The 25,183-nt window shown below is 52.3% G+C and carries 21 protein-coding genes and 2 tRNA genes; 18 read left to right on the top strand and 5 right to left on the bottom strand.

The annotated features are described in order from the left end of the window. The first annotated feature begins 3 nt into the window (after positions 1–3). The 13 genes from FBR05_01810 to FBR05_01750 all read left to right on the top strand — a co-directional run bounded on the left by FBR05_01810 (position 4) and on the right by FBR05_01750 (position 13,371). Positions 4–1,971 carry an ATP-binding cassette domain-containing protein gene (locus FBR05_01810; GenBank protein ID MDL1870922.1) on the top strand — a complete coding sequence of 656 codons (1,968 nt, stop codon included), beginning with the start codon at positions 4–6 and terminating at the stop codon, positions 1,969–1,971. A gap of 64 nt (positions 1,972–2,035) precedes the next feature. Next, positions 2,036–2,121: transfer RNA gene (locus FBR05_01805), tRNA-Leu, on the top strand. Between the two features lie 130 nt (positions 2,122–2,251). After that, the gene (tig, locus tag FBR05_01800) at positions 2,252–3,583 is read left to right on the top strand and encodes a trigger factor (GenBank protein MDL1870921.1); all 1,332 of its coding nucleotides are present in this window, start codon (positions 2,252–2,254) and stop codon (positions 3,581–3,583) included. A gap of 14 nt (positions 3,584–3,597) precedes the next feature. Next, a complete protein-coding gene (gene clpP / locus FBR05_01795; GenBank protein ID MDL1870920.1) occupies positions 3,598–4,209 on the top strand; it encodes an ATP-dependent Clp endopeptidase proteolytic subunit ClpP in 612 nt (203 codons plus the stop codon). A gap of 129 nt (positions 4,210–4,338) precedes the next feature. After that, complete coding sequence (gene clpX, locus FBR05_01790) at positions 4,339–5,589, top strand: ATP-dependent Clp protease ATP-binding subunit ClpX (protein ID MDL1870919.1); 1,251 nt, start codon at positions 4,339–4,341, stop codon at positions 5,587–5,589. A gap of 15 nt (positions 5,590–5,604) precedes the next feature. Further along, positions 5,605–8,082 carry an endopeptidase La gene (locus FBR05_01785; GenBank protein ID MDL1870918.1) on the top strand — a complete coding sequence of 826 codons (2,478 nt, stop codon included), beginning with the start codon at positions 5,605–5,607 and terminating at the stop codon, positions 8,080–8,082. A gap of 116 nt (positions 8,083–8,198) precedes the next feature. Beyond that, positions 8,199–8,275: transfer RNA gene (locus tag FBR05_01780), tRNA-Asp, on the top strand. Positions 8,276–8,526: 251 nt separating this feature from the next. Next, on the top strand, positions 8,527–9,564 hold the full coding sequence (locus tag FBR05_01775; protein ID MDL1870917.1) for a hypothetical protein: 1,038 nt from the start codon (positions 8,527–8,529) through the stop codon (positions 9,562–9,564). Beyond that, positions 9,561–10,178, top strand: coding sequence for a hypothetical protein (locus FBR05_01770; protein MDL1870916.1), 618 nt, complete (start codon positions 9,561–9,563; stop codon positions 10,176–10,178). The genes FBR05_01775 and FBR05_01770 overlap by 4 nt, the downstream gene beginning before the upstream one ends. 222 nt (positions 10,179–10,400) lie before the next feature. Next, a complete protein-coding gene (locus tag FBR05_01765; protein MDL1870915.1) occupies positions 10,401–10,967 on the top strand; it encodes a hypothetical protein in 567 nt (188 codons plus the stop codon). A gap of 595 nt (positions 10,968–11,562) precedes the next feature. Continuing rightward, positions 11,563–12,330 (top strand): hypothetical protein, encoded by a 768-nt coding sequence (locus FBR05_01760; GenBank protein ID MDL1870914.1) that lies wholly within the window; start codon positions 11,563–11,565, stop codon positions 12,328–12,330. Then, a complete protein-coding gene (locus FBR05_01755; GenBank protein MDL1870913.1) occupies positions 12,327–12,764 on the top strand; it encodes a hypothetical protein in 438 nt (145 codons plus the stop codon). The genes FBR05_01760 and FBR05_01755 overlap by 4 nt, the downstream gene beginning before the upstream one ends. A gap of 235 nt (positions 12,765–12,999) precedes the next feature. Then, positions 13,000–13,371, top strand: a complete 372-nt coding sequence (locus FBR05_01750) for a VOC family protein (GenBank protein ID MDL1870912.1) — start codon at positions 13,000–13,002, stop codon at positions 13,369–13,371. Positions 13,372–13,390: 19 nt separating this feature from the next. Here the strand turns inward: FBR05_01750 and FBR05_01745 are convergent, their stop codons facing one another. The 5 genes from FBR05_01745 to FBR05_01725 all read right to left on the bottom strand — a co-directional run bounded on the left by FBR05_01745 (position 13,391) and on the right by FBR05_01725 (position 19,156). Further along, the gene (locus FBR05_01745) at positions 13,391–14,119 is read right to left on the bottom strand and encodes a transposase (protein ID MDL1870911.1); all 729 of its coding nucleotides are present in this window, start codon (positions 14,117–14,119) and stop codon (positions 13,391–13,393) included. Positions 14,120–14,233: 114 nt separating this feature from the next. Beyond that, positions 14,234–15,649, bottom strand: coding sequence for a DUF1254 domain-containing protein (locus FBR05_01740; protein ID MDL1870910.1), 1,416 nt, complete (start codon positions 15,647–15,649; stop codon positions 14,234–14,236). A gap of 346 nt (positions 15,650–15,995) precedes the next feature. After that, positions 15,996–17,453 carry a hypothetical protein gene (locus FBR05_01735; GenBank protein MDL1870909.1) on the bottom strand — a complete coding sequence of 486 codons (1,458 nt, stop codon included), beginning with the start codon at positions 17,451–17,453 and terminating at the stop codon, positions 15,996–15,998. A 654-nt stretch (positions 17,454–18,107) separates the two neighbouring features. After that, positions 18,108–18,407 carry a hypothetical protein gene (locus FBR05_01730; GenBank protein MDL1870908.1) on the bottom strand — a complete coding sequence of 100 codons (300 nt, stop codon included), beginning with the start codon at positions 18,405–18,407 and terminating at the stop codon, positions 18,108–18,110. 341 nt (positions 18,408–18,748) lie between these two features. Beyond that, positions 18,749–19,156, bottom strand: coding sequence for a hypothetical protein (locus FBR05_01725; protein MDL1870907.1), 408 nt, complete (start codon positions 19,154–19,156; stop codon positions 18,749–18,751). 545 nt (positions 19,157–19,701) lie between these two features. Here FBR05_01725 and FBR05_01720 point away from each other — a divergent pair. The 5 genes from FBR05_01720 (at position 19,702) to FBR05_01700 (ending at position 25,167) form a co-directional block, all read left to right on the top strand. After that, positions 19,702–21,564 carry a hypothetical protein gene (locus FBR05_01720; GenBank protein ID MDL1870906.1) on the top strand — a complete coding sequence of 621 codons (1,863 nt, stop codon included), beginning with the start codon at positions 19,702–19,704 and terminating at the stop codon, positions 21,562–21,564. A 120-nt stretch (positions 21,565–21,684) separates the two neighbouring features. Then, positions 21,685–22,077: a hypothetical protein gene (locus FBR05_01715; GenBank protein ID MDL1870905.1), complete on the top strand. Its 393-nt coding sequence runs from the start codon at positions 21,685–21,687 to the stop codon at positions 22,075–22,077. Between the two features lie 126 nt (positions 22,078–22,203). After that, on the top strand, positions 22,204–23,193 hold the full coding sequence (locus FBR05_01710) for a hypothetical protein (protein ID MDL1870904.1): 990 nt from the start codon (positions 22,204–22,206) through the stop codon (positions 23,191–23,193). A gap of 46 nt (positions 23,194–23,239) precedes the next feature. Further along, on the top strand, positions 23,240–24,079 hold the full coding sequence (locus FBR05_01705; protein MDL1870903.1) for a hypothetical protein: 840 nt from the start codon (positions 23,240–23,242) through the stop codon (positions 24,077–24,079). 134 nt (positions 24,080–24,213) lie between these two features. Further along, a complete protein-coding gene (locus tag FBR05_01700) occupies positions 24,214–25,167 on the top strand; it encodes a hypothetical protein (GenBank protein MDL1870902.1) in 954 nt (317 codons plus the stop codon). Positions 25,168–25,183 lie beyond the last annotated feature (16 nt).

The raw sequence follows: 25,183 nt of genomic DNA, 5'->3' as shown, positions 1-25,183 counted from the left end.
GCGATGATCGAGCTGCAAAATCTTTCCAAGACCTACCGCATGGGCCAGGTGGAAGTCCCGGCCCTGAAGGGCGTCGACCTGACGATCGAGCCCGGCGAATTCGTCGCGATCATGGGCCCCTCGGGCTCGGGGAAATCGACCCTGCTGCAGATCCTGGGGCTGCTCGACGTCCCGGACTCCGGCTCCTTCAAGCTCTTCGGCACCGAGATCTCGCAGTTCGACGCCGACTCGCTGGCTGCGCTGCGCGGCCGCGCGATCGGCTTCGTCTTCCAGCAGTTCAACCTGCTCAAGCGCACCACCGCGGTCGAGAACGTCACCCTCCCGCAGCTTTATTCCAGCCACCACCCCGACCCGGAGAAGGCGAGGCGCCTGTTGACCGGGGTCGGCCTGGGCGACCGGCTCGAGCACAAGCCCAACGAGCTCTCGGGCGGCCAGCAGCAGCGCGTTGCGATCGCGCGCGCCCTGGTCAACGACCCGCCGATCATCCTCGCGGACGAGCCCACCGGCAACCTCGACTCGGTGAGCGAGAAGGAGATCCTCAAGATCCTCGAAGATCTCAATCAAAAGGGAATGACGGTGATCGTCGTCACCCACGAGGCCGAGATCGCCGAGCATGCGCGGCGGGTGATTCGCATGTTGGACGGCGAGATCCAGTCCGACGAGCGCAGGGCCCCGCCGGCGGCGGCCCCCGCCGGTGCCGGCCGCGCGGAGGCGCCGGACCTGAAGGTCGGGCGCGGTTGGGCCAGCCTCAACCTCCGCGAGACCCTGCAGCACTTCAAGCAGGCCTTTCGAGCGCTTTTGGCCAACAAGGTGCGCTCGGCGCTTTCGCTGTTGGGCATCTTGATCGGCGTGGCCTCGCTGATCGCGATGCTGGCGCTGGGCCGCGGGGCGAAGCAGTCGATCGAGACGAGCCTCGCCTCCTTGGGCACCAATTTGCTGACGCTCAGGCCCGGCTCGATCCGCCAGATGGGCGTGGCGTTGGAGTCGGGGGCCGTGACGCGTTTCACGCTGCAGGACGCGCGCGCCATCCAGGCGGCGATCCCCACGGTGAAGCGCGCGGCGGGCATGGTGACGGGGCGGGGCCAGGCGGTCTTCGGCGGCAAGAACTGGAACACCCAAATCCAGGGCACGACGGCGGATTACGCCGAAATGCGCGCCTCCAAGCCGACGGTGGGGCGATTTTTCACGGAAGAGGAGGACCAGCGCCGCGAGCGCGTCGCCCTGATCGGCGCGACGGTGGCCCGCGAGCTCTTCGGCGAGGCCAGCCCGATCGGCGAGCAGATCAAGATCAACAAGGTGAACTTCCAGGTGATCGGCCTGCTGCCGGAGAAGGGCGCGACGACCTTCCGCGACGAGGACGACAAGATCGTGATTCCGCTCAATACGGCGATGTTCCGGCTCTTGGGGAAGGACTACGTCGACTCCATCGACATCGAGGTGGTCAGCCCCGAGGCGATGGAGGAGACGCAGACCGCGATCCGCGAGCTGGTGATGCGGCGGCAGCGACTGCAGCCGCACCAGAGCGACAGCTTCCAGATCCGCAACATGGCGGACATCCAGACGGCGCTCTCGTCGACCAGCCAGACCATGTCGGTCCTGCTGGCCTCGATCGCGACGATCTCGCTCTTGGTGGGCGGGATCGGCATCATGAACATCATGCTGGTCTCGGTGACCGAGCGCACCCGCGAGATCGGCCTGCGCAAGGCGGTGGGGGCGCGGCGCAGCGACATCCTGGCCCAGTTTTTGATCGAGGCGGCGACGGTCAGCCTGATCGGCGGCCTGATAGGGATCGCCCTGGGCTGGGGGATCTCGGAGGGCATGTCCCGTTTCGCCGGCTGGGCGACGGCGGTCGCCCCGGACAGCGTCGCCCTGGCCCTGTTGTTTTCGGCGGGGGTGGGGCTGGTCTTCGGCCTCTGGCCCGCCCGCAAGGCCGCCGGCCTGCATCCCATCGAGGCCCTGCGCTACGAATAGCGGCCAAATTCCGATAAAAGATTGGACACCTCGCCGCAGAGAAAATAAGAGGATGATGGCCTGCGCGAGAGTGGTGGAATGGCAGACACGCTAGGCTTAGAACCTAGTGGCCGTAAGGTCGTGGGGGTTCAAGTCCCCCCTCTCGCACCAAATTTTGCTCCGTCTTCCGCCCCTCCTCGGGCTAATATTTTTGCTCCGTCTACACTTTTCGTGACAAGATTGTCCGAAAATGCAAGACTCCAAGGTCCCTATAGGTACTGATTATCATTAGAGGAAAGCCGTGAAAGTCCAGATCGAAGAACTCTCCCCCATCCGCAAAAAGATGCATTTCGAGCTCCCCCCCGAGGCCTACCAGCGCGCCCTCGACCGGGCCTACGACAAGCTCAAAAAAAAGGTACAGATTAAGGGCTTCCGCAAGGGCAAGGTCCCCCGCGCCATCCTCGAGAAGTACTACAAGGCCCAAACCGAGATGGAGACCGTCAGCGACCTGATCGACAAGTCCTACCGCGAGGCCATCCAAGAGCACGCCATCCCGGCCGTCGAGATGCCCAAGATCAGCGACCTGAAGGTCGAGGCCGACAAGCCGATCACCTTCACCGCCGAGATCGAGGTCCAGCCCAAGGTCGAGACGAAAGATTACTTAAAAATCAAGCTCAAGCGGCCCAAGCTTGAAGTAAGCGACGAAGAGCTCGAGGGCGAGCTGAAGGCCCTGCAAAAGGCCCACGCCCAAAAGGTGCCGGCCCCCGAGGGCACCTCGGCCCGCGAGGGCCACCAGGCCACCATCCACTACGCCGGCACGGTCGACGGCCAGGCCTTCGAGGGCGGCTTCGCCCAAAACGTCCTGGTCGACGTGGGCGCAGGCCGCTATCTCCCCGACTTCGAGGCCGGCCTGATCGGCATGAAGAAGGGCGAGAGCCGCGACATCCCGGTCAAGTTCCCCGACGACTACGGCCACGAGCCCCTGCGCGGCAAGCAGGCCCAGTTCAAGATCGACTTGATCGAGCTCAAAGAAGAGTCCCTCCCGGCCTTGGACGACGACTTCGCCAAGGACATCGGCCAGTTCGAGACCATCGCTCAAGTGAAAGAGCAGCTCAAAGACCACATGCTGAAGAACAAAGAGGCCCAATCCCGGGGCGATCTTTTCAACCAGGTCCTCGAGCACCTGATCGCCAAGAACCCCTTCGAGGTCCCCGACGCCATGATCGGCCGCGAGCTCGACTACATGCTGCACACCCTCGAAAACCAGCTCAAGCAGCAGGGCCTGACCCTCGACAAGCTGGGCATCACCCCCCAGGACTACCGCGAGAAAAACCGCGAAGAGGCCGTCCGCCGCATCAAAGGCTTCTTGCTTTTCGATTCGATTGCCTTGCAGAATCACCTCGAAGTGACCGAGGAGGAAATGCAGGCCCGGATGGCCGACCTGGCGCAGCGCTACAAGCAGCCCGTCGAAGCGATCTATCGTTACTACCAAGAGCACAACATGCTTCGGCCCTTGTTCAACCAGATTTTGGAAGAGAAGACCCTCGACTTCCTGCTTTCCCAGGCCGACATCACCGAGGTGAAGCCCGGCGAGGCCGAGAAGTCCGACAAAAAAGATAAGAAGAAAAAATAAACCGGAGGATCCCCATGACTTTGATTCCCATGGTCGTCGAGCAAACCCACCGCGGCGAGCGCGCCTACGACATCTACTCGCGCCTGCTGAAAGACCGCATCGTCTTCCTGGGGACCCCGGTCAACGACGACGTCTCCAACCTGATCATCGCCCAGCTGCTCTTCCTCGAGAGCGAAGACCCCGAGAAGGATATCTATTTGTACATCAACAGCCCGGGCGGCTCGGTGACGGCCGGCATGGCCATTTATGATACCATGCAGTACGTGAAGCCCGACGTCTCCACGATCTGCGTCGGCCAGGCGGCCTCGATGGGCGCGGTTTTGCTGGCGGCGGGGGCCCACGGCAAGCGCTACGCCCTGCCCAACAGCCGCATCCTGATCCACCAGCCGATGGGCGGCTTCCAGGGGCAGGCCACCGACATCGACATCCAGGCCCGCGAGATCCTGCGCTTAAGGGAAATTCTCAACGGCATTCTCAGCAAGCACACCAAGCAAAGCCTGAAGAAGCTCCAGCAGGACACCGAGCGCGACTATTTCATGTCGGGGGAAGAGGCCAAGGAGTACGGGATCATCGACCAGGTCGTGGTCTACCGCGACAAGGGCGATAAAACTAAAAAGGTGTCTTAAAATTGCGCCTTTAGGGCGGCGCGTGCCAACCCAAGCCCGGCGGCTCTCTCCGCGCCGCGTCAAGCCCTCTGCTTCCTTGACACCCCCCGCCAAAGGTATATGATTTTCTTGAGAGTGTAAGGAGCGATTGTGGCCAAAAACTATACCGATGATTCCACCAATCTGAGCTGTTCTTTCTGCGGCAAGTCCCAGCGCGAGGTCAAAAAACTGATCGCCGGTCCCACCGTCTACATCTGCGACGAGTGCATCGAGCTCTGCAACGACATCATCGCCGAAGAGACCAACAAGCAGGAGATGCTGAAGACCAAGGCGGGCGTGCCCAAGCCTTCCGAGATCAAGAAGATCTTGGACGAGTACGTCATCGGCCAAGAGCGCGCCAAGCGCGTGCTGTCGGTCGCGGTGCACAACCACTACAAGCGCATCGAGGCGCGGCCCACCAGCGACGTCGAGCTGCAAAAGAGCAACATCCTCCTGATCGGCCCCACCGGCAGCGGCAAGACGCTGCTGGCGCAGACGCTCGCCAAGATCCTCAACGTGCCCTTCACCATCGCCGACGCCACCACGTTGACCGAGGCCGGCTACGTGGGCGAGGACGTCGAAAACATCATCCTCTACCTGCTGCAGGCCGCCGACTACGACAAGAACAAGGCCGAGAAGGGCATCGTCTACATCGACGAGATCGACAAGATTTCCCGCAAGAGCGAAAACCCCTCTATCACCCGTGACGTATCGGGTGAAGGCGTCCAGCAGGCCCTGCTCAAGATCATTGAGGGCACAGTAGCCAATCTGCCGCCTAAGGGCGGGCGCAAGCACCCTCAACAGGAGTACATCCAGATTGATACCAGTAATATCCTATTCATTTGTGGCGGTGCGTTTGTAGGCCTCGAAGACATCATCGAGCGCCGCATCGGCGAAAAGAAGCTGGGCTTCGGCAGCGAGATCCGCAGCAAGAAAGACCGCAGCGTCGGCGAGCTGTTGGCCGACGTGCAGCCCGAGGACTTGCTTAAGTTCGGCCTGATCCCCGAGTTCATCGGCCGCATCCCGATTTTGGCCACGCTGACCGAGCTGGACGAGGCCGCGCTGATCGAGATCTTGACTAAGCCCAAAAACGCCTTAATTAAGCAGTACCAGCGCCTCTTCGAGTTCGAAAAGGTGAAGCTGAAGTTCACCCAGGGCGCGCTGGTGGCCATCGCCAAAGAGGCGCTGAAGCGCAAGTCGGGCGCCCGCGGGCTGCGCGCGATCCTCGAGCACACGATGCTCGACATCATGTACGAGATTCCTTCTCAGACCAACATTCGCGAGGTCGTCGTCAACGAGGACGTCTTCACGAAGAAAGAACAACCCCTGATCGTCTACGAAAAGAAGGCCGAGTCGGCCTGACCCGGAGATTTTCCCATGAGCGAAGACATCCCTAACGAGTCGAACAAAGTCGGCTCGGGTACCAAGGTCGTCCCTTTGTTGCCGCTGCGCGACATCATCGTGTTTCCCTACATGGTGGTGCCGCTCTTCGTCGGCCGCGAGAAGTCGATCAACGCCCTCGAAGAGGCGATGAACGCCGAAAAAGACATCCTGCTCGCCGCCCAGATCAACGCCAAGACCAACGACCCCAAGGCCGAGGACATCTACAAGGTGGGCACGCTGGGCACCATCATCCAGCTGCTGCGCCTGCCCGACGGCACGGTGAAGGTGCTGGTCGAGGGGCGCAAGCGCGGCCGCATCAACAAGTACCTCAACAACGAAAATTTCTTCCTGGTCGAGGCCGAAGAGATCAACGAAAACCGCGAGGTCACCATCGAGTGCGAGGCTCTGATGCGCTCGGTGAAGGCCACCTTCGAGACCTACGTCAAGCTCAACAAACGCATTCCGCCCGAGATGCTGGCCTCTGTGGCGGTGATCGACGACCCGGCCCGCCTGGCCGACACCATCGTCGCGCACCTGACGCTCAAGCTGCCCGACAAGCAGAAGATACTCGAGCTTGAGTCCCCGGCCGAGCGCCTCGAGAAGCTCTTCGAGCTGATGCAGGGCGAGATCGAGATCCTGCAGGTCGAAAAGAAGATCCGCACCCGCGTCAAGAAGCAGATGGAGAAGACGCAGAAAGAATACTACCTCAACGAGCAGATGCAGGCGATCCAGAAAGAGCTGGGCGAGAGCGACGAGTTCAAGTCCGAGCTGCAAGAGCTGGAAGAGAAGATCAAAAACAAGAAGATGTCCGCCGAGGCGACCAAGAAGATCAAAAAAGAGGTCAAGAAGCTCAAGATGATGTCGCCCATGTCCGCCGAGGCGACGGTGGTGCGCAACTACATCGACTGGATGCTGTCGCTCCCTTGGTACGAGATGACCAAGGACAAGATCGACATCAAAGAGGCCGAGGGCGTGCTGGACGAAGACCACTACGGCCTGAAGCCGGTCAAAGAGCGCATCCTCGAGTACCTGGCCGTGCAGAGCCTGGTCGACAAGCTGAAGGGGCCCATCCTGTGCTTCGTCGGCCCTCCGGGCGTCGGTAAGACCAGCTTGGCGCGCAGCATCGCTCGGGCCACGGGCCGCAAGTTCGTGCGCTGCTCGCTGGGCGGCGTGCGCGACGAGGCCGAGATCCGCGGCCACCGGCGCACCTACATCGGCGCCCTGCCGGGCAAGATCCTGCAGTCGCTTAAAAAAGCCGGCAGCAACAACCCGGTCTTCCTGTTGGACGAGATCGACAAGATGAGCACCGACTTCCGCGGCGACCCCTCGTCGGCCCTGCTGGAGGTGCTGGACCCCGAGCAGAACAACACCTTCAACGACCATTACCTCGACGTGGACTACGACCTCTCGAAGGTCATGTTCATCACGACGGCGAACACGCTGCACTCGATCCCGCTGCCCTTGCAGGACCGCATGGAGGTCATCCGCATCCCCGGCTACACCGAGGAAGAGAAGCTGCACATCGCGCAGCGCTACCTGATGAAGAAAGAGATGGAGGCGCACGGCATCACCAAGGACAACATCGAGCTGCCCGAGCCGGTGCTGCGGCAGGTGATTAGGCGCTACACCAAGGAGTCGGGCGTGCGCAATCTGGAGCGCGAGATAGCGACGATCTGCCGCAAGGTCGCCAAAGAGATTGCCGCGAAGGGCCGCGACAAGAAGATCCGCGTCACGATGAAGGCCCTGGAGTCTTACTTGGGCGTGCCCAAGTACCGCTACGGCCTGGCCGAGGAGAAGGACGAGGTCGGCATGGTGACGGGCCTGGCCTGGACCGAATTCGGCGGCGAGCTGCTGACCACCGAGGTGACGATCATGCCCGGCAAGGGCAAGCTGATCATCACCGGCAAGCTGGGCGACGTCATGCAAGAGTCGGCGCAGGCGGCGATGAGCTACGTGCGCTCGCGGGCGATGCAGTTCGGCTTCGACAAGGATTTCTACCAGCGCATTGACATCCACATCCACGTGCCGGAGGGGGCGATCCCGAAGGACGGTCCCTCGGCGGGCATCACGATGGCGACGGCGCTGACGTCGGCGCTGCTGAAGATCCCCGTGCACAAGGACGTCGCCATGACGGGCGAGATCACCCTGCGCGGCAAGGTCCTGCCGATCGGCGGGCTGAAAGAGAAGATCCTGGCCGCCCACCGCGGCGGGATCAAGCGGATCATCATCCCCAAGGAAAACGAGAAGGACCTGAAGGATATCCCGAAGAAGATCCTGGCGGGGCTGAAGATCTTCCCGGTCTCGCAGATGGACGAGGTGCTGCGGACGGCCCTCATTTATAAGGACATCAAAGAGCTGTACCGCGGGAAGGATGAGGGGATGTCGCTGGAAGACCTGATCTTTCCGAAGCCGGAGGAGGCGAAGCCGATTGCGCCGGCGGCCCCCGGGGGAGGGGAGATCGTTGCGCATTAAGAAAGTCCTTGGCCTTCCTGGGTTTTTTGGCTAGGGAGGGTCCTCGAAAATTTCTGCCTCGGGAACCGCTGGGCCTTCGGCCGGCGCTCCGTAAGTGGCTGAAATAATTTGAAATTGGGGTCGTAGTTCAGTTGGTTAGAACGCCTGCCTGTCACGCAGGAGGTCGCGAGTTCGAGCCTCGTCGACCCCGCCAGTGGTTTTAATAAGGTCGTCCGTAAGGACGGCCTTTTTTTTGGTCTTGTGGGTGGTGGGGGATGGAGAATTTATTGGGAGGGTAAGGATTCGGTTGATGTCTTTCCTTGGGCTTTTTACAATTATTGTCTCTCCGAGGTTCTCGGTGGTTTCCGGGTAGGGAAGCTGCATGAGAAAAACCAGTAAAATAATTTATCGAAAATTCATTAGCTACTTCTTTTAAGCTCAATAGGAAATAGGTGTGCTGTGATTATGAAGCCAAAAGACGTAGAAGTGGCAAATTTTGTTTGCCGATTTGGTGAAAAAAAGATGCTGTCAGAGTTTGAGACGAGGGTATACCCACTTTTTAAAGAAGAGATAGATGAGAGCTATGGGGAAAGAAAAGGTTATTTCTTTTATGAGATAAAATTAGATTATATTTTAAAGCAGCCTACCATATACGGGAGACTTGTACAGCGGTTAACTCTTAAGTCCCATCAAGTATTTAAACGCGGTATAGGATTAACTAGAAGCGACGAAACCCTTCCCTCAGATCCGTCCACGATTTTTGCGTTGCGTCTTTCAGATCACAAATTTTTCATTATTCCAGAACAACCTCGAAGTCCAAGGATGAAAGTATTCGAAAAAATATTCACAAAATTATTGAACGCACAATGGTATGAGAAATATTCGGATGAAAAGAAAAGGTTTTTAAAAGTGAGAGATCGAAAGATAATGAATAAAGATTTGCTGCTGGAATTTAATTCTTACTTTGAAGAGATCTTTCCAGAACCTGATTTTCGTCTATCGCCGATAGGTGATGCTCAAAAAGCAGAAGATCTTTTAGATGCATTCTATATATTAAAAAATGTCAAAATATCGAATTCACAAACTAATAATGAAGATTATGAGTTAGACGAGGAGTTGCTTCAGCAATATAAACTTGCAACAGAAAGAACTCATGCAAAAAATTCTGATCTCAATTTTTCAAATCCAAAAATCGGATTAGAGAAGGAGAATGTAAAACACTTAATTGGTGTTGTTGCTAAATCAGGTGGGAACCTTTCGTTTTCATTAAAGGGAAAGACCCAAGAGGGAACTGATTTGGTCAAGACGGATCATGATAGTAAAGTTAAGTTAAAGATTTTAATAGGCGATAACGACGATGTTCGAACGCTTATTGAAAAGGCATTTACGGCTTTGGATAATGCCATTCGCGAAAAAATAATAATCATAGCTAAGCAAATGGAGTTGATAGAAGATCAAGGTTTTGCTGCGGAAATTGTTGAGAGAATCCGGGGTAATTCATGACAAAGCGTGCGGGCACAAATTCTATCTTTGTCCTCGCCTGTCGGACCTTTCCTCATTTGAAGTTTAGTTATTTAAACTTTATCTCCCCAATACTTATAGGCGCTTTTTTTGGCATAATTTTTTTAAAATATGTGAATGGAACTGGATTAGCGTCGTCGTTAGCCCAAATTTCGAGCATTTTTTTATCATTTAATGGTGCTGTGTTGGGTCTAGTGATCGCTGGGTATGTGATTTATGCAAGCTTCCCAAATGAAGATCTTCTAGTTTTTAGTATTTGTAATAAGCCAAATGATGGAAGGTTTTCTTTTTTAAAATTTAAGCTTTTAATTTTTTTTAAAACGTTTTTTTGGGTGTTTCTCTGTTCGGTTTTGCTTTCTATTTTTTATGTCTTTCTTATTGTTTATCCATCTAGCGAAATTGGAAAAACTTTAGACCTGTATATGACAAGAAGTCTAAGGATATTCCTGGCGGTATTTTTCATAGCTGGTCTTCAAGCAAAGGTCTTTATAGAATTAAAAATATTTATTTTTACGGTGTATAATAGTGCGTTAACGCAGGCTCGATTAATGGCAAAGGCTAATTCTCAAGAACCTTTTGATGAATACAATGATTAAAGATGATGAAGGGGTAAAATTTATTTATAAGCTGAATTTCGGGAATAAAACTATATTTTACGAGGCTTTAAAGATGCGGTGTAGATTTCCGCTAAGAAAAAGATTTAATTTTCAAATGTTTTTTGTCCTGAAAGGTAGTTTTTATTTCCGCGAAAGCCATTTTTTTTTGGAAGACGAAATAGCCTTTAGCTCCTTTCAACTCTAGAAGGCTCTAGCTTTTCCATGCTAATTCGAAAAATCTTCCGGCGTCTTTTATTATTTGTTTATTTAAAAATGCCTATTATTGTGATCGGTGCGATTTTAACTTTTTTTAGTGCTGTCGTTTTTTACAAATGGGATAAAGATACCACGGAAATAACGACCAGGGCATTCGCAATTCTTGCTACATTATCGGCGATATCCTTTTCTGCAGCTAAGATCGATTTGATTCAAGATGATCTTAAGAAAAATATATGGTTTGGTGGTATTTGTTTTTTCTTATCAGCAATACTATGTATCCTTTGTTCAGTTAATAAATATGCTCTTTTCTTGGCGCTGGCCTCAAAGACTATCCAACAAAGAGAAGATTATAAATTTGCATTACAGGCTACTATAGGCAGTTTAACCGGGTCATTATTTACGTTTGCAAATTTCGTGACGATTAAGGGTATTGCCTTCCTTTACGAACCTTTACTATATTACTTCAAAACCAATCTTCAGCATCTTCCAGATCCTCACCTGTTTGATCGAAATCCAAAACAGAGGGAGAAAATAAAGGGAAATACAGACGGAGGAAGTCCCCCGCCCTAAAATAAAGGAGAAAATACAGACGGAGGTATGAATTTCAGTCGATTTACCTTTCTTCTGTTCGAATTTCGAACCTTCGTCTTTAACTCTATAAGGCCTTGTTAAATAAAGGAAAGCAAAACTGCAGACGAAGGTTTGAAAATCGGTCGATTGCTCCAGTTTTAGTTCGAAAATCAAACCTTCGTCTTGACGGTCCATGTACCGGTTAGGCGCCACATTTAAGTAGGTTGACTGAGCATTGGTCCGCTTCATATTTCAGATATTCTTTGTTTATTATCTGCTGGAAAGAGACGACGAAATTATAAGTATGGGTATGGGATTCGGTCGGTTGCTTTCAACTTTGTATAAAAGTCACTTCAATTTTAAACGTCCTGAAAAAATTTTGTGTATTTTGAAAGTTGGACGTTCTCTAGGATCTTTACAAGAAAAGTAAAAATGAAAACTATGCGCAACTAATCTTATTAGAATAGGAATTTTTACCCTTATGATTTATAAAGAACATTGATTGTGGTTTTTAGTGATGATTCAATTTTCATAAGACATTTTTGAAATTCTAATTCAAATGCACCGAATTACTATCAGTGAAAAACCGAAAGATATGAAGGAATATTTGGATTGGTTAAAGGTGGTCCATGAAATTGACCTTGTAGAAGCAGAGAATTATTACAATTTAGTGGTCCCGGTAATCCTTGAGGATTTTAAATGTTCTCCCTCTTGGAAATGGATAATTGACAATTTAAAGATTTTGGATGGTCAGTATCTGATTGCAAAGGGATATGATTTACTCCCCAATAAAAATGTTTATCCTGAGTTGTTAACAAAATCCTTCCAATCTGTTTTATCTAAAACTTTTCGGAAAAATATTCTTGGAAACGAATCATTTCCTGATCCGCCAAAATTAACGGGATGGATATTGCCAGGCAACTGCCTTTCAAAAATTAACGATGTGATTAGGACTACTATTGTTGTCAAATATCTAGATGGGATCGAATTCCTTGCTCATAAGCTGAAGGTGGGATTGGGTTCTGCGTTGTGTGGTGAATCATGGGAAGCAAGAGAGGTGGGTTATTATGCTGCGCATACTTATTTGACGGAGGAATTTGAAATCCCCAATGTGGGTCTTGGGACGACTAAAATTAAATCTTTAATTGAGATCCAGATTACTACTCAAATAAAGGACACCATAAAATCTCTGCTACACCATCACTACGAGGAGAGAAGAATAACAATGGATAAGAATGTGAGGTGGCAATGGGATTACAATAGCGAGGAATTCTCGGCAAATTATCTTGGGCATATTTTGCACTTTGCAGATGGCTTGATTGTAAAGTTGCGAAAAAATAAATGCGATAAGGAGGGGAGATGAGTGTCGAATTTAATAAGTTTACCACATATTTTGAAACAATTGGATTGGCTGAACCTTTAAAGCAGAAAGTATTCGAAATATGGAAAGCTGTAGAGATAATATGTCCGGAACCGTTGTTGGATTTATTTGTTTGTGATTATTTGACGCAGGACAGGGTCAGGAAATATGAAGGATTGTTTATCTTCTCGGAAAAATATCTGATCGAAATTGAAAATTTTATCAGCACTGGAGAAATGGGTATAATAAGAATAGCAGATCAACGCAAAACTTTACAATTTCAATATAAAAACTATGATTTTTCTGCAGCCACTACTGATTCCGAATTATCAATAACATTGTATATTATCTCCGATAGTTGGAGGTCATATTTTAAAAGTTCAGGATTGAATTGTGACAAATTATTGGAGCTTTCAAAAAAATATTTTATTAATTAATTATTTGGTGGTCACCACCAGAAGAATATAAAAGAAATTACAGACGAAGCAAAATCCCCGCCCTAAATTCCCTCACCTAACTCCCTTCCTCCCGCTACCCCCGCCCGATAACCTTCAATTATGTATCTTTCGTAATCTTATAAAATATAATAATATCAATATGTTATTTATATGACCCTGGCAGGCTCAGGCAAAGAGTGCAAGGCTTTGTCTTTAGGAAACACAAGGGGATTTCATGATAAAAGTTGATGGCCTTTATGAAGTCGCGATCCGGGTTAAGGACTTGGCGAGAGCGGAGTCCTTCTATCGAGAGGTGTTGGGGTTCGAAGTAGGGTTACGAGATGCGCGGCGGCCGTGGGTATTCATGCGCGCAGGCAGAAACGGCATGATCGTCTTGCAGGAGGAGTCGGGGGCGTGGCCTCTGCAGCACTTCGCCTTCCATGTCGACGATGCTGCGCTGGACGAAGCCGTGAAAATCCTCCAGCAGAAGGGGATAGCCATAGAGGGCCCCGTATTCCACGAGTGGATTCCCGCGAGGTCCGTTTATTTTAGGGATCCGGACGGGCATGACTTGGAAATCTGTGCCCCAGGATCTCGCGCTGATTAGCCGATGGATGCCAGCCGACTTAAGGCGATAGCCCGAATTTCTCCTTGAACCTTGTCATCCAACTTTTCCTTTGTAGGCTCTGGAATATCTTCAACTGTTCCATGCGTCCGGCCACCCAGTCGGGATTGCCGATGAAGGGAACGGAAGAGTAGGGGCGTTTCTCCTTCCAATCGTTTTCCAGAATATGATGAATCATTTTCAAATAATTCTTCCGCCGCAACCCGCCCGTATTTCCCAAGTTTAGATAGCTGGGCGCCGGGGTGATGAGGGGATCCTCCTTCCCATAGGCGTAATAATGAAATGAAGACCAAGGATATTCCTTGGGATGCCTCACCATATGCGCGCGTTTAGGATTGAGATCGATGTAAAACATCACCTGAAGGTGGTTGAAATCGGTTTGGATAACGGGGGATTTGAAGCGGTCCATCACTACCTGGCCGCGTCTGCGGAATCTTAAATTGTAAGTTCGCGCGAAGACGGCATTCACGACGCGGAAAAAATCGGACAGAAGCTTTTTGTCGACGCAATAGCCCGTCAAATGCGGGTGATTGCTCATGAAGCAATAGGAATAGATCCTGACCTGGTAGCGATCTTTGTACCGAAGCAATAAATTATAGTACAAGCGCTTGGCCCAATCGGTTTTGAGCAGCCAGGTGCGGTTGTGGCACTGCCACGTGACGTGGAAAGTGGAGTGATTGCTTAAAATGGCGTATCGGGGGCGGCTTGGCATGAGTGCAAAAAGAAGCAAATGCGATGCCAGTCGCTAAAGGCCCGGTGTTTGAGCAGAGGATGATAGGGGGATGAAATTCGAACTTAAAAGACTCAGCCCGACCGAAAATCGAAGCTTCGTCCCGTCCGCCTTCTAGTTTGATACCTGAGCAACCGCAGGCGGCTTCCAGCTCCCATCGATAACTTGATCCTTCGGCCAATACATTCGCATCATCAATATAAAATCTCCGGCGGGAGCTGGCAGCCAGTTAGGTTCTTTCTCTTTTCCTGGAGAGTCTTTTTGAATGTAGATATCTAGGGAACCGTCCGGGTTATATTTGAAAGGAAATCGAGAGCTGACCGTATATCGATTAAGCGGATTCGCGACGAAGAAGTAATCGGCATCGTACATCGTAATCGACCAAAAACCTTCCACGGGGGGTGTTTGCCCCTTTTCGAAACGGATAACATATTTGTTGGCACCGCTATAAGACTTACCCGAAGCGTCTACCTTGGAAGTTGGATATATCGCATCTTTGGGTCGGTTAGCACCGAGCCCTATCGCAGTGATAAATGCGCGCTGCAAGTAATCCGTGCCATAAACTCCCGTTTTGGTAGAAAAGGTCCAACCGTTTACGTCCTTCCCGGCATCTTTCATGTGGGCCATGATCTTTTGCTGCGCAACCTTGGGCACCTGGGCCAATGCCTTTACGGTGCCCTTGTCCAACTTGCCCATGTCAAAATCTTGACCCGGCACTAATCCTATTTTTTCCATAGAGGCCACGATCGGTGCATCCTCCGCAGTGGGAGGATTGTTTTTCATCAATTTGGCAAAAAGCTTGAAATAATCTTCAACATTCAAGGCGTTCACTTGTTCTCGAACAGCCGTTTTTGTATCGATGCTTGGATCCACCTTTCCCTCGGGTGGGGTATAGGGCTTGCCGTACGCACTAAGCGGCACTAAAGAATATTCTTTCTGGATTGCATGAACCTTCCGGTAATCCTCGGGAGTGCCGTCGCAGTAAGTTCGACCTAGAATCCAGACAAGATTGGTTGGCGACTTGTATTCCTCAACTCCTGGAGGAAGCTTTCCCGACCACCCGGGGCCGGTGATGGCGTATTTTTGAGGCCCGGTGCCGGTCGTTCGCTTTCCCGGCACCTGAAAAACCGTGGTCCATCCATCCAACATCGGCATCAAATAGTATCGTCCCTTTTCATCAGGAAGGCTTAAAATATAAGGCTCATTGGAAAGATCCAGCCATGCTGTGGAATAGAGGGTATCCGCGTTAGGGGCCGTGACATCCCGAAAATTAGCGTCAGGATAAGTCGCCGAGTGATAAAATTGCCCCATCGGCGCATGATGGTTTTCGGGCTTGGCGACGTTTGTCATCACCCTTCGGGTCATTTCCATGGTCACCAGGGGATAGGCGAAAATATATGTGCCGGTAGCAATATCCATGGCCTCTTTAGGCGTTAGTTTGGATCCCTTGCCCATGGCCAAAACCGGAAACCCGACGGTTAGGGATACCAGACAAAACACCACTGCTTTTCGGCAGATGAATCTATTCATATGTAGTCCCCCAATGAGAAATGGATAAACCCACTTATTATTGGCCCAACAAAGAGAGCCTTCAAGAAAAGAAAAAAATAAAAAAATAAAGACGGAGGTATGAATTCCGGTCGATTCACCTTTCTTCTGTTCGAATTTCGAACCTCTGCCCTGAAAACGAAAAAAAATCAAACCTTCGTCTTGCGGGTCTGTCTTGAGGTCAGCGCGGGGGGCAGCAGAACAGCAGTCTTGAGGTCAGCGCGGGGGGCAGCAGAACAGCAAAATACAGACGAAGGTTTGAAAATCGGTCGATTGCGCTGGATTTAGGTTGAAAATCGAACCTCCGTCTTGTCTTGCTTGTCTTGTTCTAATCACAGCGAGGCACGGCATCGGCCTCGCCGGCTTGCCAGGCCGCGGCGATCGGCAGGGCGGCGGCGACGGGATCCTCGACGTTCGGCCACCGTTCTTGGTTTTGCGGGAAGCCGCAGGGGGCACTCGCCCACCAGTTGTTATTCAGCGTGGTCGATTTCAGGTATGGTAAAACATCGAGGACTTCCTCCCCGTTATCGTCATACACGAGCCTATAGGCGTCGAAACTCTGCTTATTGTCGCCGAAGTCGTTATAGCTGACCTCGAGCCCGGGTTCCTCCACGTCGAAGAGGCTATCGTCCTCAAGGCGCAGTCCGACCTTGTTTTGCAAGACGATATTCCCCTGCACCTTCGTCGAACTTTCTAGCGCATACCCTACAAGGAAGATGCCGACATCGTTTTTTTCAAGGTGGTTATTCTCGAAGACTAGGTCTTTGCTGAGACCAGCGTCGAACCCGTGAAACGCCCCAAAGACCCGGTTGCCTTTGAAGGTCGGGGCCAGCACGCGGCCGCCCCCGGTAACCTTGGTCCCAGGGATACACTCGCCGATGCCGATGAACTCGCACACACCATCGCCGAGGTTGCAGTAAAATTCCGGGTCCTCGCTGCACACGCCCGGCTCGTAGAAAAATCCCCCGTCATCCAAACCGAAGACTCCTAGCCCGATCCCGCCACCGAAAATTGTGTTGCCTTCCGCGAGGGAGTCCTCTGACCGCGTCGCAAATATGATGCCAAACCCGGCGATGGAGCCCGACCGCAGATCGATGGTGTTCTCGCGGACGACCGTCCCGGTAATTCGCGTGTCCCCATAACTGAGGACCTGGATCAAACGATCGTTGATAACGAGGTAAATCACCCCCGGGACCGAAAACACATACACTCCAACCGCTCCGGGCTCGTCGTCGTTTGTGATTCCCGGCCATCCTTCGACGGGGTGACCGCCCAACTGGTAGCTGAGGTGATTGCGATAGAGCACTGTCTCCTTGCTGTCGCCCCTGATCTCAACGTTACGTCCCATCGAGCGCATATTGTTGTGGTCGATCATTGTTTGTTCGCCACCCACCACGTATATAGATCGGCTGGTTGAGCGGATGGTGTTTCCGGAGATGCGATGGCCTTTACCGCCGGTGATGACGATCGGAAAAGTCGCGTCGAGCCTGCAGTTAAGGATCTGAACGTTTTCGACGCCGGCCCCGAGGTGAAGCAAGGTGTCCGGCTCGGAAACGCCGCGATTCGCCGCCGCAAGCTTGCGGGGGAGAATCCAGCCGCCGCGACAGTCGATGATCTGGCCCGACTTCGGCTCCCACGTCTTGTCGAGGACGATATGTACCGGCCCGGCGCCGGACGCGCTAGCCCCCATGCCATATCCACTGCCCGGCAGATTAAGACAGATCGCGGCAGCCGCGAGGATAGGAGCAATGACATAACGTCCCGAGTTTTGACGGAAAACTTCCATACCCACCCCCTCTTAATAGTACATTGTACAAACCGGGGATGGGGGGAGCAAGGGGGGCAATCAAATAATCAAATAAAGGACGGGGAGAACGGACGGGCAGACGGAGGTTTGAAATTCGCTGCAACATTTCGCCTTCCGTAGAGGGCCCCATATTCCACGAGTGGATTCCCGCATGGTCCGTTTATTTTTGGGATCCGGACGGGCATGACTCGGAACTCTGTGCCCCAGGATCTGGCGCCGATTAGCTGACGGATGTCGGCCGAGATCTTCAGCTGCTCCATGCGTCCAGCCACCCAGTTATAAATGATAATAATAAATGCAGACGGAGGTTTGATTTTCAATCGACGCGGCGCAATACCGACTGAAAGTCAAACCTCCGTCTTCCTTCCGCTACCGACTGAAAGTCAAACCTCCGTCTTCCTTCCGCTAGCGCTAGTAGTAGTAGTAGTAGAGAGGACTGTCACTCTTTGGTGTCACAAAAGAGGACAAGAAGAGACGCGATCAAAACTGTACATATTCGAAAAATTCTTATTTTCCTGAGGGATAGAAGCTCTCCGTTTTGGCCCATTCATTGCATTTTCGAAGAGGGTACTTATTTGCTCAATGACACCCTTAAAGTAAGGAAACGAAAATGAATCGCAATTCTTCACGTTTTCAGACCTCTTCGCGCAAACCTACATTATTTTTGATTCTGGCTCTTTTAGCGTGCTTGACCGCTTGCGGAAGCGGATCCTCAGGCCTGCAGCCCCTGTCCTGCAGCGGCTCCAGCTGCAACTGCCCCAGCGGAGCGGCTTGCGACATCGCCGGGAGCGATTGCGCCAACGCCAGCTGTTCTTTAGATTGCACCGACAACAACGACTGCACCGGTAGCTGCGGGGCCTCCTGCAGCATCGACTGTGCCCAGGGATCGACTTGCGACGTTACGGTGGGCGAGAGCGGCAGCGTTAGCTGCACCGAGGGTTCCGTATGCCGCGTGGCTTGCGCTGGGAATTGCTCCCTGACCTGTTCCGCCGATTCGACCTGTGAGCTGACGTGTCCTGGTGACAGCGCCTCTCATGCTCTCAGCGGTAGCGGCCAGTGCGCTATTTGAGGATCAGAGAAGAATACAGACGGAGGTTTGAAATTCTGATTTTAATGAATTCACGTCGATATATCATTATATCATTTGAGCTGAATGGTGGTGGGAGAGGGGATATCCGTAAAAAATGGAGAAGCACCATTGCCCTCCTGGGCGTCGACAGGAAGGGTGTGGGTGAGTGGGAAAAATTTTAGCGAGCAATGAATCCGCGAGCGGACTACGGCGGAATCCCAAATTTCAACTTAAACCTAGACAACCAACTCTTTCGCTGCAGGCTGGTGCATATCTTCAGTTGTTCCATCCTTGCTGTAATCCAATCCGGGTTCCCGATGAATGGCGTAGAGGAGTAGGGGCGCTTTTCCTTCCAGTCATTCTGTAGAATGTGATGAATCATCTTTAGGTAATTCTTTCTTCGAAGGGCGTCGGTGTCGCCGAGTTTAAGATAAGCTGGCGCCGGCATGATAGGAGGATCGTCATTGCCATAGGCGTAATAATGAAATGAAGACCAAGGATATTCCTTGGGATGCTTCACCATATGCGCGCGTTTGGGATTGAGATCGATGTAAAACATCACCTGAAGGTGGTTGAAATCGGTTTGGATAACGGGGGACTTGAAGCGGTCCATCACTACCTGGCCGCGTCTGCGGAATCTTAAATTGTAACTTCTCGCGAAGACAGCATTCACGACGCGGAAAAAATCGGACAGTAGCTTTTTGTCGACGCAATAGCCCGTCAAATGGGGATGATTGCTCATGAAGCAATAGGAATAGATCCTGACCTGGTAGCGATCTTTGTTCCGAAGCAATAAATTATAGTACAAGCGCTTTGCCTAATCGGTTTTGAGCAGCCAGGTGCGGTTGTGGCATTGCCACGTGACGTGGAAAGTGGAGTGATTGCTTAAGATGGCGTATCGGGGGCGGCTTGGCATGTGCTTTAGGCAAGCAATGTAGATGCCAACATGAGGTAAAGATTAATTGTAGATGAGTGGAGTTAGAGTCCGAAAATCGGACGGTGGCGTCCGAAAATCGGAGCTTCGTCTGTAAATTTCGTAAATTTCGTCTGTAAATTTCTCTGTAAATTTCGTAAATTTGGGAATTTTAGGGTTTTACCTTGCTGGAGCTTTAACTCCTCGGTTACGATAAAATCTATTATCCAATCCGAGGGGTTAAGATGAGAATCAAATTATTTTTGCTTACCGCTGTGTTGTTAATCGCCGCCTGCGGATCCAGCGGGCCAAACAAGAAAACCGTAGCCGTAATTGGCTCGCTTGATACCAAGCTAAGTGACCGCATCGATAAAAATTTTAAGCTCATGCCTTACGAGGGCGGAAGCGACAAGTCCATTTTCGTGCAGGCCGACAATGTGCCGGCCCTCACCAACGATCAAAAACAAGGACTCATCAATACTTATGAAGCCGGCCTAGCCGTCGTCCTTTTCGACGCCACTAAAGAGGCCAGCCACGCGATTCTTGATATCATCGATCCCCACAAAGCGCTGGTCCGAAGTTATCACAAAAATAATATACCGCGAATGACTCACATTATTCGCAAACAAAATGGTCGCCATAATCCCGTCGCCATCATGGATCCAGTTGGGCTCACCAATTACGAAGGCGCCTTGGACACAGCGGTCGAATTGATAAATGAGAAGATCGATCAAGATGGGGCGGCGTTGAATGGTTCCGTGAGCCTGCAGACATCACCTGTCCCTCCTTCGACGCTCGTGGCGCAGGAGGAAATAAATATCCCTCAAGGATCGGGTGGCAGTTATACCAGCAACAACAGCCTTTACGCTTTTCATGACTGCTGCGGCAATCAAGATATTTACATCGTCGAATCCACACTGAATACCGATCCCGGATCCACCTACTACAGCGCTTACGGATCCGGCGTCACAAAGTCAGGCCAATATCTTACCGAGGTGTCTTCGTGGCAGCCTAATGTTGTCGTACCGTCTTGCGGCGTTGGCAATACCACGGAACTCGATCAGTTAAATGATCAGTTTAGCGGGGTGCTGCGTTACCAGTCTGAAAAGCACAGCGGCAGCGCCTGCAAACTGGCCGACTATCCCCTCTACTTCTATTTCGCCATTGACCCCCCTCCCAGTTTGCAAACTTCGCAGGTGGTCAGCTATTGCGGCTCTTCGCCCAGCGCTTATCAAGGATCGGATACTGACTATAGCCGTGGGTGGAGCTTCTCTATCGATGGCAGCCTCAGCTATTGGGGCGAAGGCACGAGTCCGGTCGGCATCGATGCAGGTGCGACCTATGAGTCCGATACAAGCACCACCATTCCGGCGGCAGCCGTTTTTTCCGGCCACACTCAAAGCGGACAGGGTCAATACTGGCAGTTCCAATTCTGCGGAACGGATTCGACATCAGCCTGCGCCGCCACCATCGGTACGCAACATGGCGATCCCTCATGTACCAACGCGTTGACCTTTCCTCAGAATGAACAGTCTCCCGCCGGCGCAAATTCCACCAGCATCATGGCCTTTTGGACAGCCGGGGCCGAAAGTCGAGTTCCAGGCAGCACTTTCGACATTACCGTGACATACGCGGTCTATCTGGCGGATACGCAAATATTGGACTGGCCCGCCGTCACTAATATTGAGGATCCTAAATGTCCTGATTGCACCACGTCGGCGGGAGGTACTTGCTGCGACACTACCATTGAAAACTGCGGTTGCCAGACCGACAACTCCTATTTCGGAGCGTCGCTGGCCAATGCCGCCAACGAAGACATCTGCCAGGGAACTCCTCCCGCTCCACCCCAGCCGGTCTTTAATGATCCATCGACACTCGCCAACGGCACGAACTCGGATGGTCAACCTAACAATCCTGCCTATAGCGATCTGGTTTTCCCCATCAGATACCCGGCCGCGCCTTCTGATTCCGCGTCAAATCCAAGTATCTGCCCCGCGGGATGCAGTGAATCGACTTCGACCTGCACCTGCCTATGCCCGACCGGAACTTGCCCGGCAATCTACCAAGGTTGTCCAAACGGAAATTTAATCAGTGCTATTGGTTCGTGATCAATCAGCAGAATTCAGACGGAGGTTTGATTTTCGGTCGGTTATTTCCTATTGGGTTCGGATTTCGAACCCTTCTATTATAAGTGCCAGGCCGGATCCCGTACATAGGGAGGAAAAGATATGAAAAGGATATTTTTCATTCTTTCCGCGATTTATGTCTCGACTTGTTTGTTGACCGACCCGCTCTCCGCTCAATCGTATCATCGCATCAGTGAAAATACTCTTAAGTTGGAACAAGGAAAAACCAGGGTTGTTCAAGGTTATGTGCGTGACGGGGAAGAAGTTCTGTATCGCTTCAAAGCGCGTGCCGGGCAAAGCGTTACCGTCAAGATCGTCGGACAGGACGCAGACTTTTCGGTGTATTTAAATCACGGACTGGATGCCGAGCGCGTTGCCCAAGAAACAAAATCATGGTCTGGAAAAATGCCGCCTGAATTTGACGGTGACTGCGAAATCGCGGTTCATTCGAACTACAAAGTCGCCGCCTACAGTCTGGATATTCTTCTGAAATGAAAATCGAACCTCCGTCTTGGCCCCGTCTTCTTTTTGACTTAAATCTTAAAAGTATCTAGAATGGCGGGGTTCTGATTACTGCCTTCGGAATGGTCGTTGGTCTACGTATCATCCAAGGAGTTAATCTTGTTCAAGAATTTCAGAGTCCCGTCCACTCGCTCACACGGCGGCATTTTAATCAGGCTTTGTCTTCCTCTGGGCATGCTCGCATTGTCGCAGGCTTCTGCCCTCATGGTAATCCCGTCCGCCTCCGCAGCTCAGGCCGAATGTGATTGCAAAGACATCAAGGCGCTGCAGGCCGAACTTCGCAATGCCACGCGCCTGCAACAGGCATTTCGCAATAAGATCACCGAATTACGCAAGATGGGAAAGGCCGAATCGACCATTGCGCTGAAGCAGTTCGCCGAAGGGGAGGCGCGCCGTGGTCTCGAGCCGGTACCGGGTTATAAGGGCCCTAGCGAGGTCGATTATCATCCCTGGGGTCGGGATCTTTACGACCCAACGGGTACCAAGCATAGCGCCCAAAAACTTTGCAGCATGTCGAGTTCCGCAGCAGTCACACTCGACGCTGCCGTAGCCGCATCGGCTTGCCCCGGCATTGGTAGGGCCCTGCGCGCCCACGAAGCTGTACATCTCATTTTTTGTGTGACTATTGGCTTTTTTCCCTATGAGGAGATGCATGCCGCCGACCGGGCTCAGGAAGAGGTCGAGGCCTATGCCGCGCAGATCAAGGTGCTGCGTGAGATTTTAGATAGTTTAAAGCCGAAATGCAAAAGCTACCAGGCGACCGGCCAATACCTGAGACTGGCGATCTCGGGCGTGATTTGTGATCTTGAAAAGCCTTTCACCCTAAAAGGCAAGTCGATGTTGGATTTCACATTTCGGTTCACTCCCACGTCCTCGAACGCAGGCAGCGTTGCCATCAGCATGTCCGGGTACGGCGGCACCGGAGAAGGGAGCGGAACCTATACGATTGCAGGAATCGAGACCGACAATCCAAGGATGACGGTAACCGCAACGTACACAGGCAGATTTCCCCCCGGCTCGGCCATGGGCAGCGGGCCGCTTCAAATTGATCTCGCCCCCCTGGAGACAAGTGAATGCGATCAACAATGAGAAAATAAAAGCGGTCGAATTCATTTTAATAATAGGAGATCCTGCTATGAATCATTCCCCCAAATTCCGTGGCGGTGCTATTTGTTTCCTGATGATTTCGATTTTCGGCGCCTTGCCGGCTGCGGCGCAAAATACCTGGATGAATCCGTTTACCGGAAACAGCTTCAACAATCCCATGTCCAGCACCCTCGACACCACGATTATGCACAGCATGCAGCGGAGGCTTACGCAAAGCCAGTTGCTGGGGACGTTACCTTCCCAGCAGGGCGGCCGCGCCTCTCCGCCTCTTTATGAGCAGTATCAGCACGGCATGCCGGATCGACCAATGAACGCCCAGCCTTCCTGGTCCAGCTACCCTCAGTATTCTAACTTGCCGCCCCCCGCCGGAGCGCCTCCTCCGCCCCCGCTTCCCACTTCCGCCACAGCGCCTAATCCGGCCTCCCCTCCCCAACATTTCCCGATAAGTGCCAGCGATTTTTCTTCCGGACAGCGAGTGCTGCCCGCGGCCTATGCCGCCAAGGGACCGAAAGAAAATCAGGCCCAATTGCTGCAAACCTTCAACGGGATGATGGATGCCTTCGAGAAGGAAGGGCGGAAGAATAACGTCGCCTACGCGATCGGATTTCTCATCGGCGCCTCGGCACAGGTACACACCGGAAAAGAGATTTCGGATACGGTGTTGGAGAAATTCGTCTACGACGTCAACGATATTCTGGCGGGCTCGCCCAGCTTCCGGGCCTTGCCGGTCGCTAAAAAGCAGGAGCTTTACGAGAGCAGCGTATTGATCGGCGCCATGATTGCCGGTATGGCCACCGACCCGGAGACAAAAGCGGACAGCAAAGTGCTGGCAAGGCAGGTGCTGCAATCGGTTGGGGCGATTAATTAAGGGGTTGATGGCGTTTGGGATTCAACGACCAGGTTGACCGAGCAGTGCCTGTCCTTGCTTAAGTAAGAGTTGTTCTGTGGTGCATACTATAAAACCTACGTCTGATTTTTTTATTTAAACTTATGTTCGCGAAAATGTCTTCGAAAATAGCGCTTTATCTTCTTCTGGGCATGCTCGCATTGTCGCGGGCTTCTGCCTTCATGGCAATCCCGTCCGCCGCCGCAGCTCAGGCTGAATGTGATTGCAAAGACATCAAGGCGCTGCAGGCCGAACTACGTAATGCCGCGCGCCTGCAACAGGCATTTCGCAATAAGATTCCCGAATTGCGCAAGATGGGGAAGGCCGAATCGACCATTGCGCTGAAGCAGTTCGCCGAAGGCGAAGCGCGCCGCGGTCTCGAGCCAGTACCGGGCTATAAGGGCCCTAGCGAGGTCGATTATCATCCCTGGGGTCGCGATCTTTACGACCCAACGGGTACCAAGCATAGCGCCCAAAAACTTTGCAGCATGTCGAGTTCCGCAGCAGCCACACTCGACGCTGCCGTAGCCGCATCGGCTTGCCCCGGCATTGGTAGGGCCCTGCGCGCCCACGAAGCTGTGCATCTCATTTTTTGTGTGACTATTGGCTTTTTCCCCTATGAGGAGATGCATGCCGCCGACCGGGCCCAGGAAGAGGTCGAGGCCTATGCCGCGCAGATCAAGGTGCTGCGTGAGATTTTAGATAGTCTAAAGCCGAAATGCAAAAGTTACCGGGCAAGCGGGCGGACCGCGGACTTGGTTTACTCCGGCGTGATTTGCTCTCTCGAGCAGCCCTTCACCGTTTCCGGTTCGATCATTAATTACAAGTTCAATTTTACTCCCTCGTCCGCTACTTCCGGAACGGTTAACATTTCCGCCGCCGGAATGATGGTGACGGGGGCAGGAGGCGGTACTTACAACATCGAAGGCGTCGATACCGACAAACCAAGAATCGCAATCACGGCAAGCGTTGTGGGTCACTCTCCCGTCGGTTCCCGGACAGGCAGCGGAACCGTTTATATTGACCTCACGCCTCTTGAAACAAGTGAATGCGATCAAAATAATGAGTAGAATAATAAGAATTCAG

The organism is Deltaproteobacteria bacterium PRO3 (assembly GCA_030263375.1).
Lineage (GTDB): Bacteria > UBA10199 > UBA10199 > DSSB01 > DSSB01 > DSSB01.
Note: the sequence above shows the minus strand (reverse complement) of the source record. Positions and strands in the feature narration are given on the sequence as shown.

Excerpts from the sequence above, each read along its gene's own strand:
- FBR05_01715 (MDL1870905.1), top strand. The coding sequence starts at position 21,685 with ATGAAAAGGATATTTTTCATTCTTTCCGCGATTTATGTCTCGACTTGT.
- FBR05_01705 (MDL1870903.1), top strand. The coding sequence starts at position 23,240 with ATGAATCATTCCCCCAAATTCCGTGGCGGTGCTATTTGTTTCCTGATG.
- FBR05_01765 (MDL1870915.1), top strand. The coding sequence starts at position 10,401 with ATGCTAATTCGAAAAATCTTCCGGCGTCTTTTATTATTTGTTTATTTA.
- FBR05_01810 (MDL1870922.1), top strand. The coding sequence starts at position 4 with ATGATCGAGCTGCAAAATCTTTCCAAGACCTACCGCATGGGCCAGGTG.
- FBR05_01785 (MDL1870918.1), top strand. The coding sequence starts at position 5,605 with ATGAGCGAAGACATCCCTAACGAGTCGAACAAAGTCGGCTCGGGTACC.
- FBR05_01720 (MDL1870906.1), top strand. The coding sequence starts at position 19,702 with ATGAGAATCAAATTATTTTTGCTTACCGCTGTGTTGTTAATCGCCGCC.
- FBR05_01735 (MDL1870909.1), bottom strand. The coding sequence starts at position 17,453 with ATGGAAGTTTTCCGTCAAAACTCGGGACGTTATGTCATTGCTCCTATC.
- FBR05_01700 (MDL1870902.1), top strand. The coding sequence starts at position 24,214 with ATGTCTTCGAAAATAGCGCTTTATCTTCTTCTGGGCATGCTCGCATTG.
- FBR05_01755 (MDL1870913.1), top strand. The coding sequence starts at position 12,327 with ATGAGTGTCGAATTTAATAAGTTTACCACATATTTTGAAACAATTGGA.
- FBR05_01740 (MDL1870910.1), bottom strand. The coding sequence starts at position 15,649 with ATGAATAGATTCATCTGCCGAAAAGCAGTGGTGTTTTGTCTGGTATCC.
- FBR05_01770 (MDL1870916.1), top strand. The coding sequence starts at position 9,561 with ATGACAAAGCGTGCGGGCACAAATTCTATCTTTGTCCTCGCCTGTCGG.
- clpP (MDL1870920.1), top strand. The coding sequence starts at position 3,598 with ATGACTTTGATTCCCATGGTCGTCGAGCAAACCCACCGCGGCGAGCGC.
- FBR05_01775 (MDL1870917.1), top strand. The coding sequence starts at position 8,527 with ATGAAGCCAAAAGACGTAGAAGTGGCAAATTTTGTTTGCCGATTTGGT.
- FBR05_01750 (MDL1870912.1), top strand. The coding sequence starts at position 13,000 with ATGATAAAAGTTGATGGCCTTTATGAAGTCGCGATCCGGGTTAAGGAC.
- FBR05_01760 (MDL1870914.1), top strand. The coding sequence starts at position 11,563 with ATGAAGGAATATTTGGATTGGTTAAAGGTGGTCCATGAAATTGACCTT.
- FBR05_01725 (MDL1870907.1), bottom strand. The coding sequence starts at position 19,156 with ATGGACCGCTTCAAGTCCCCCGTTATCCAAACCGATTTCAACCACCTT.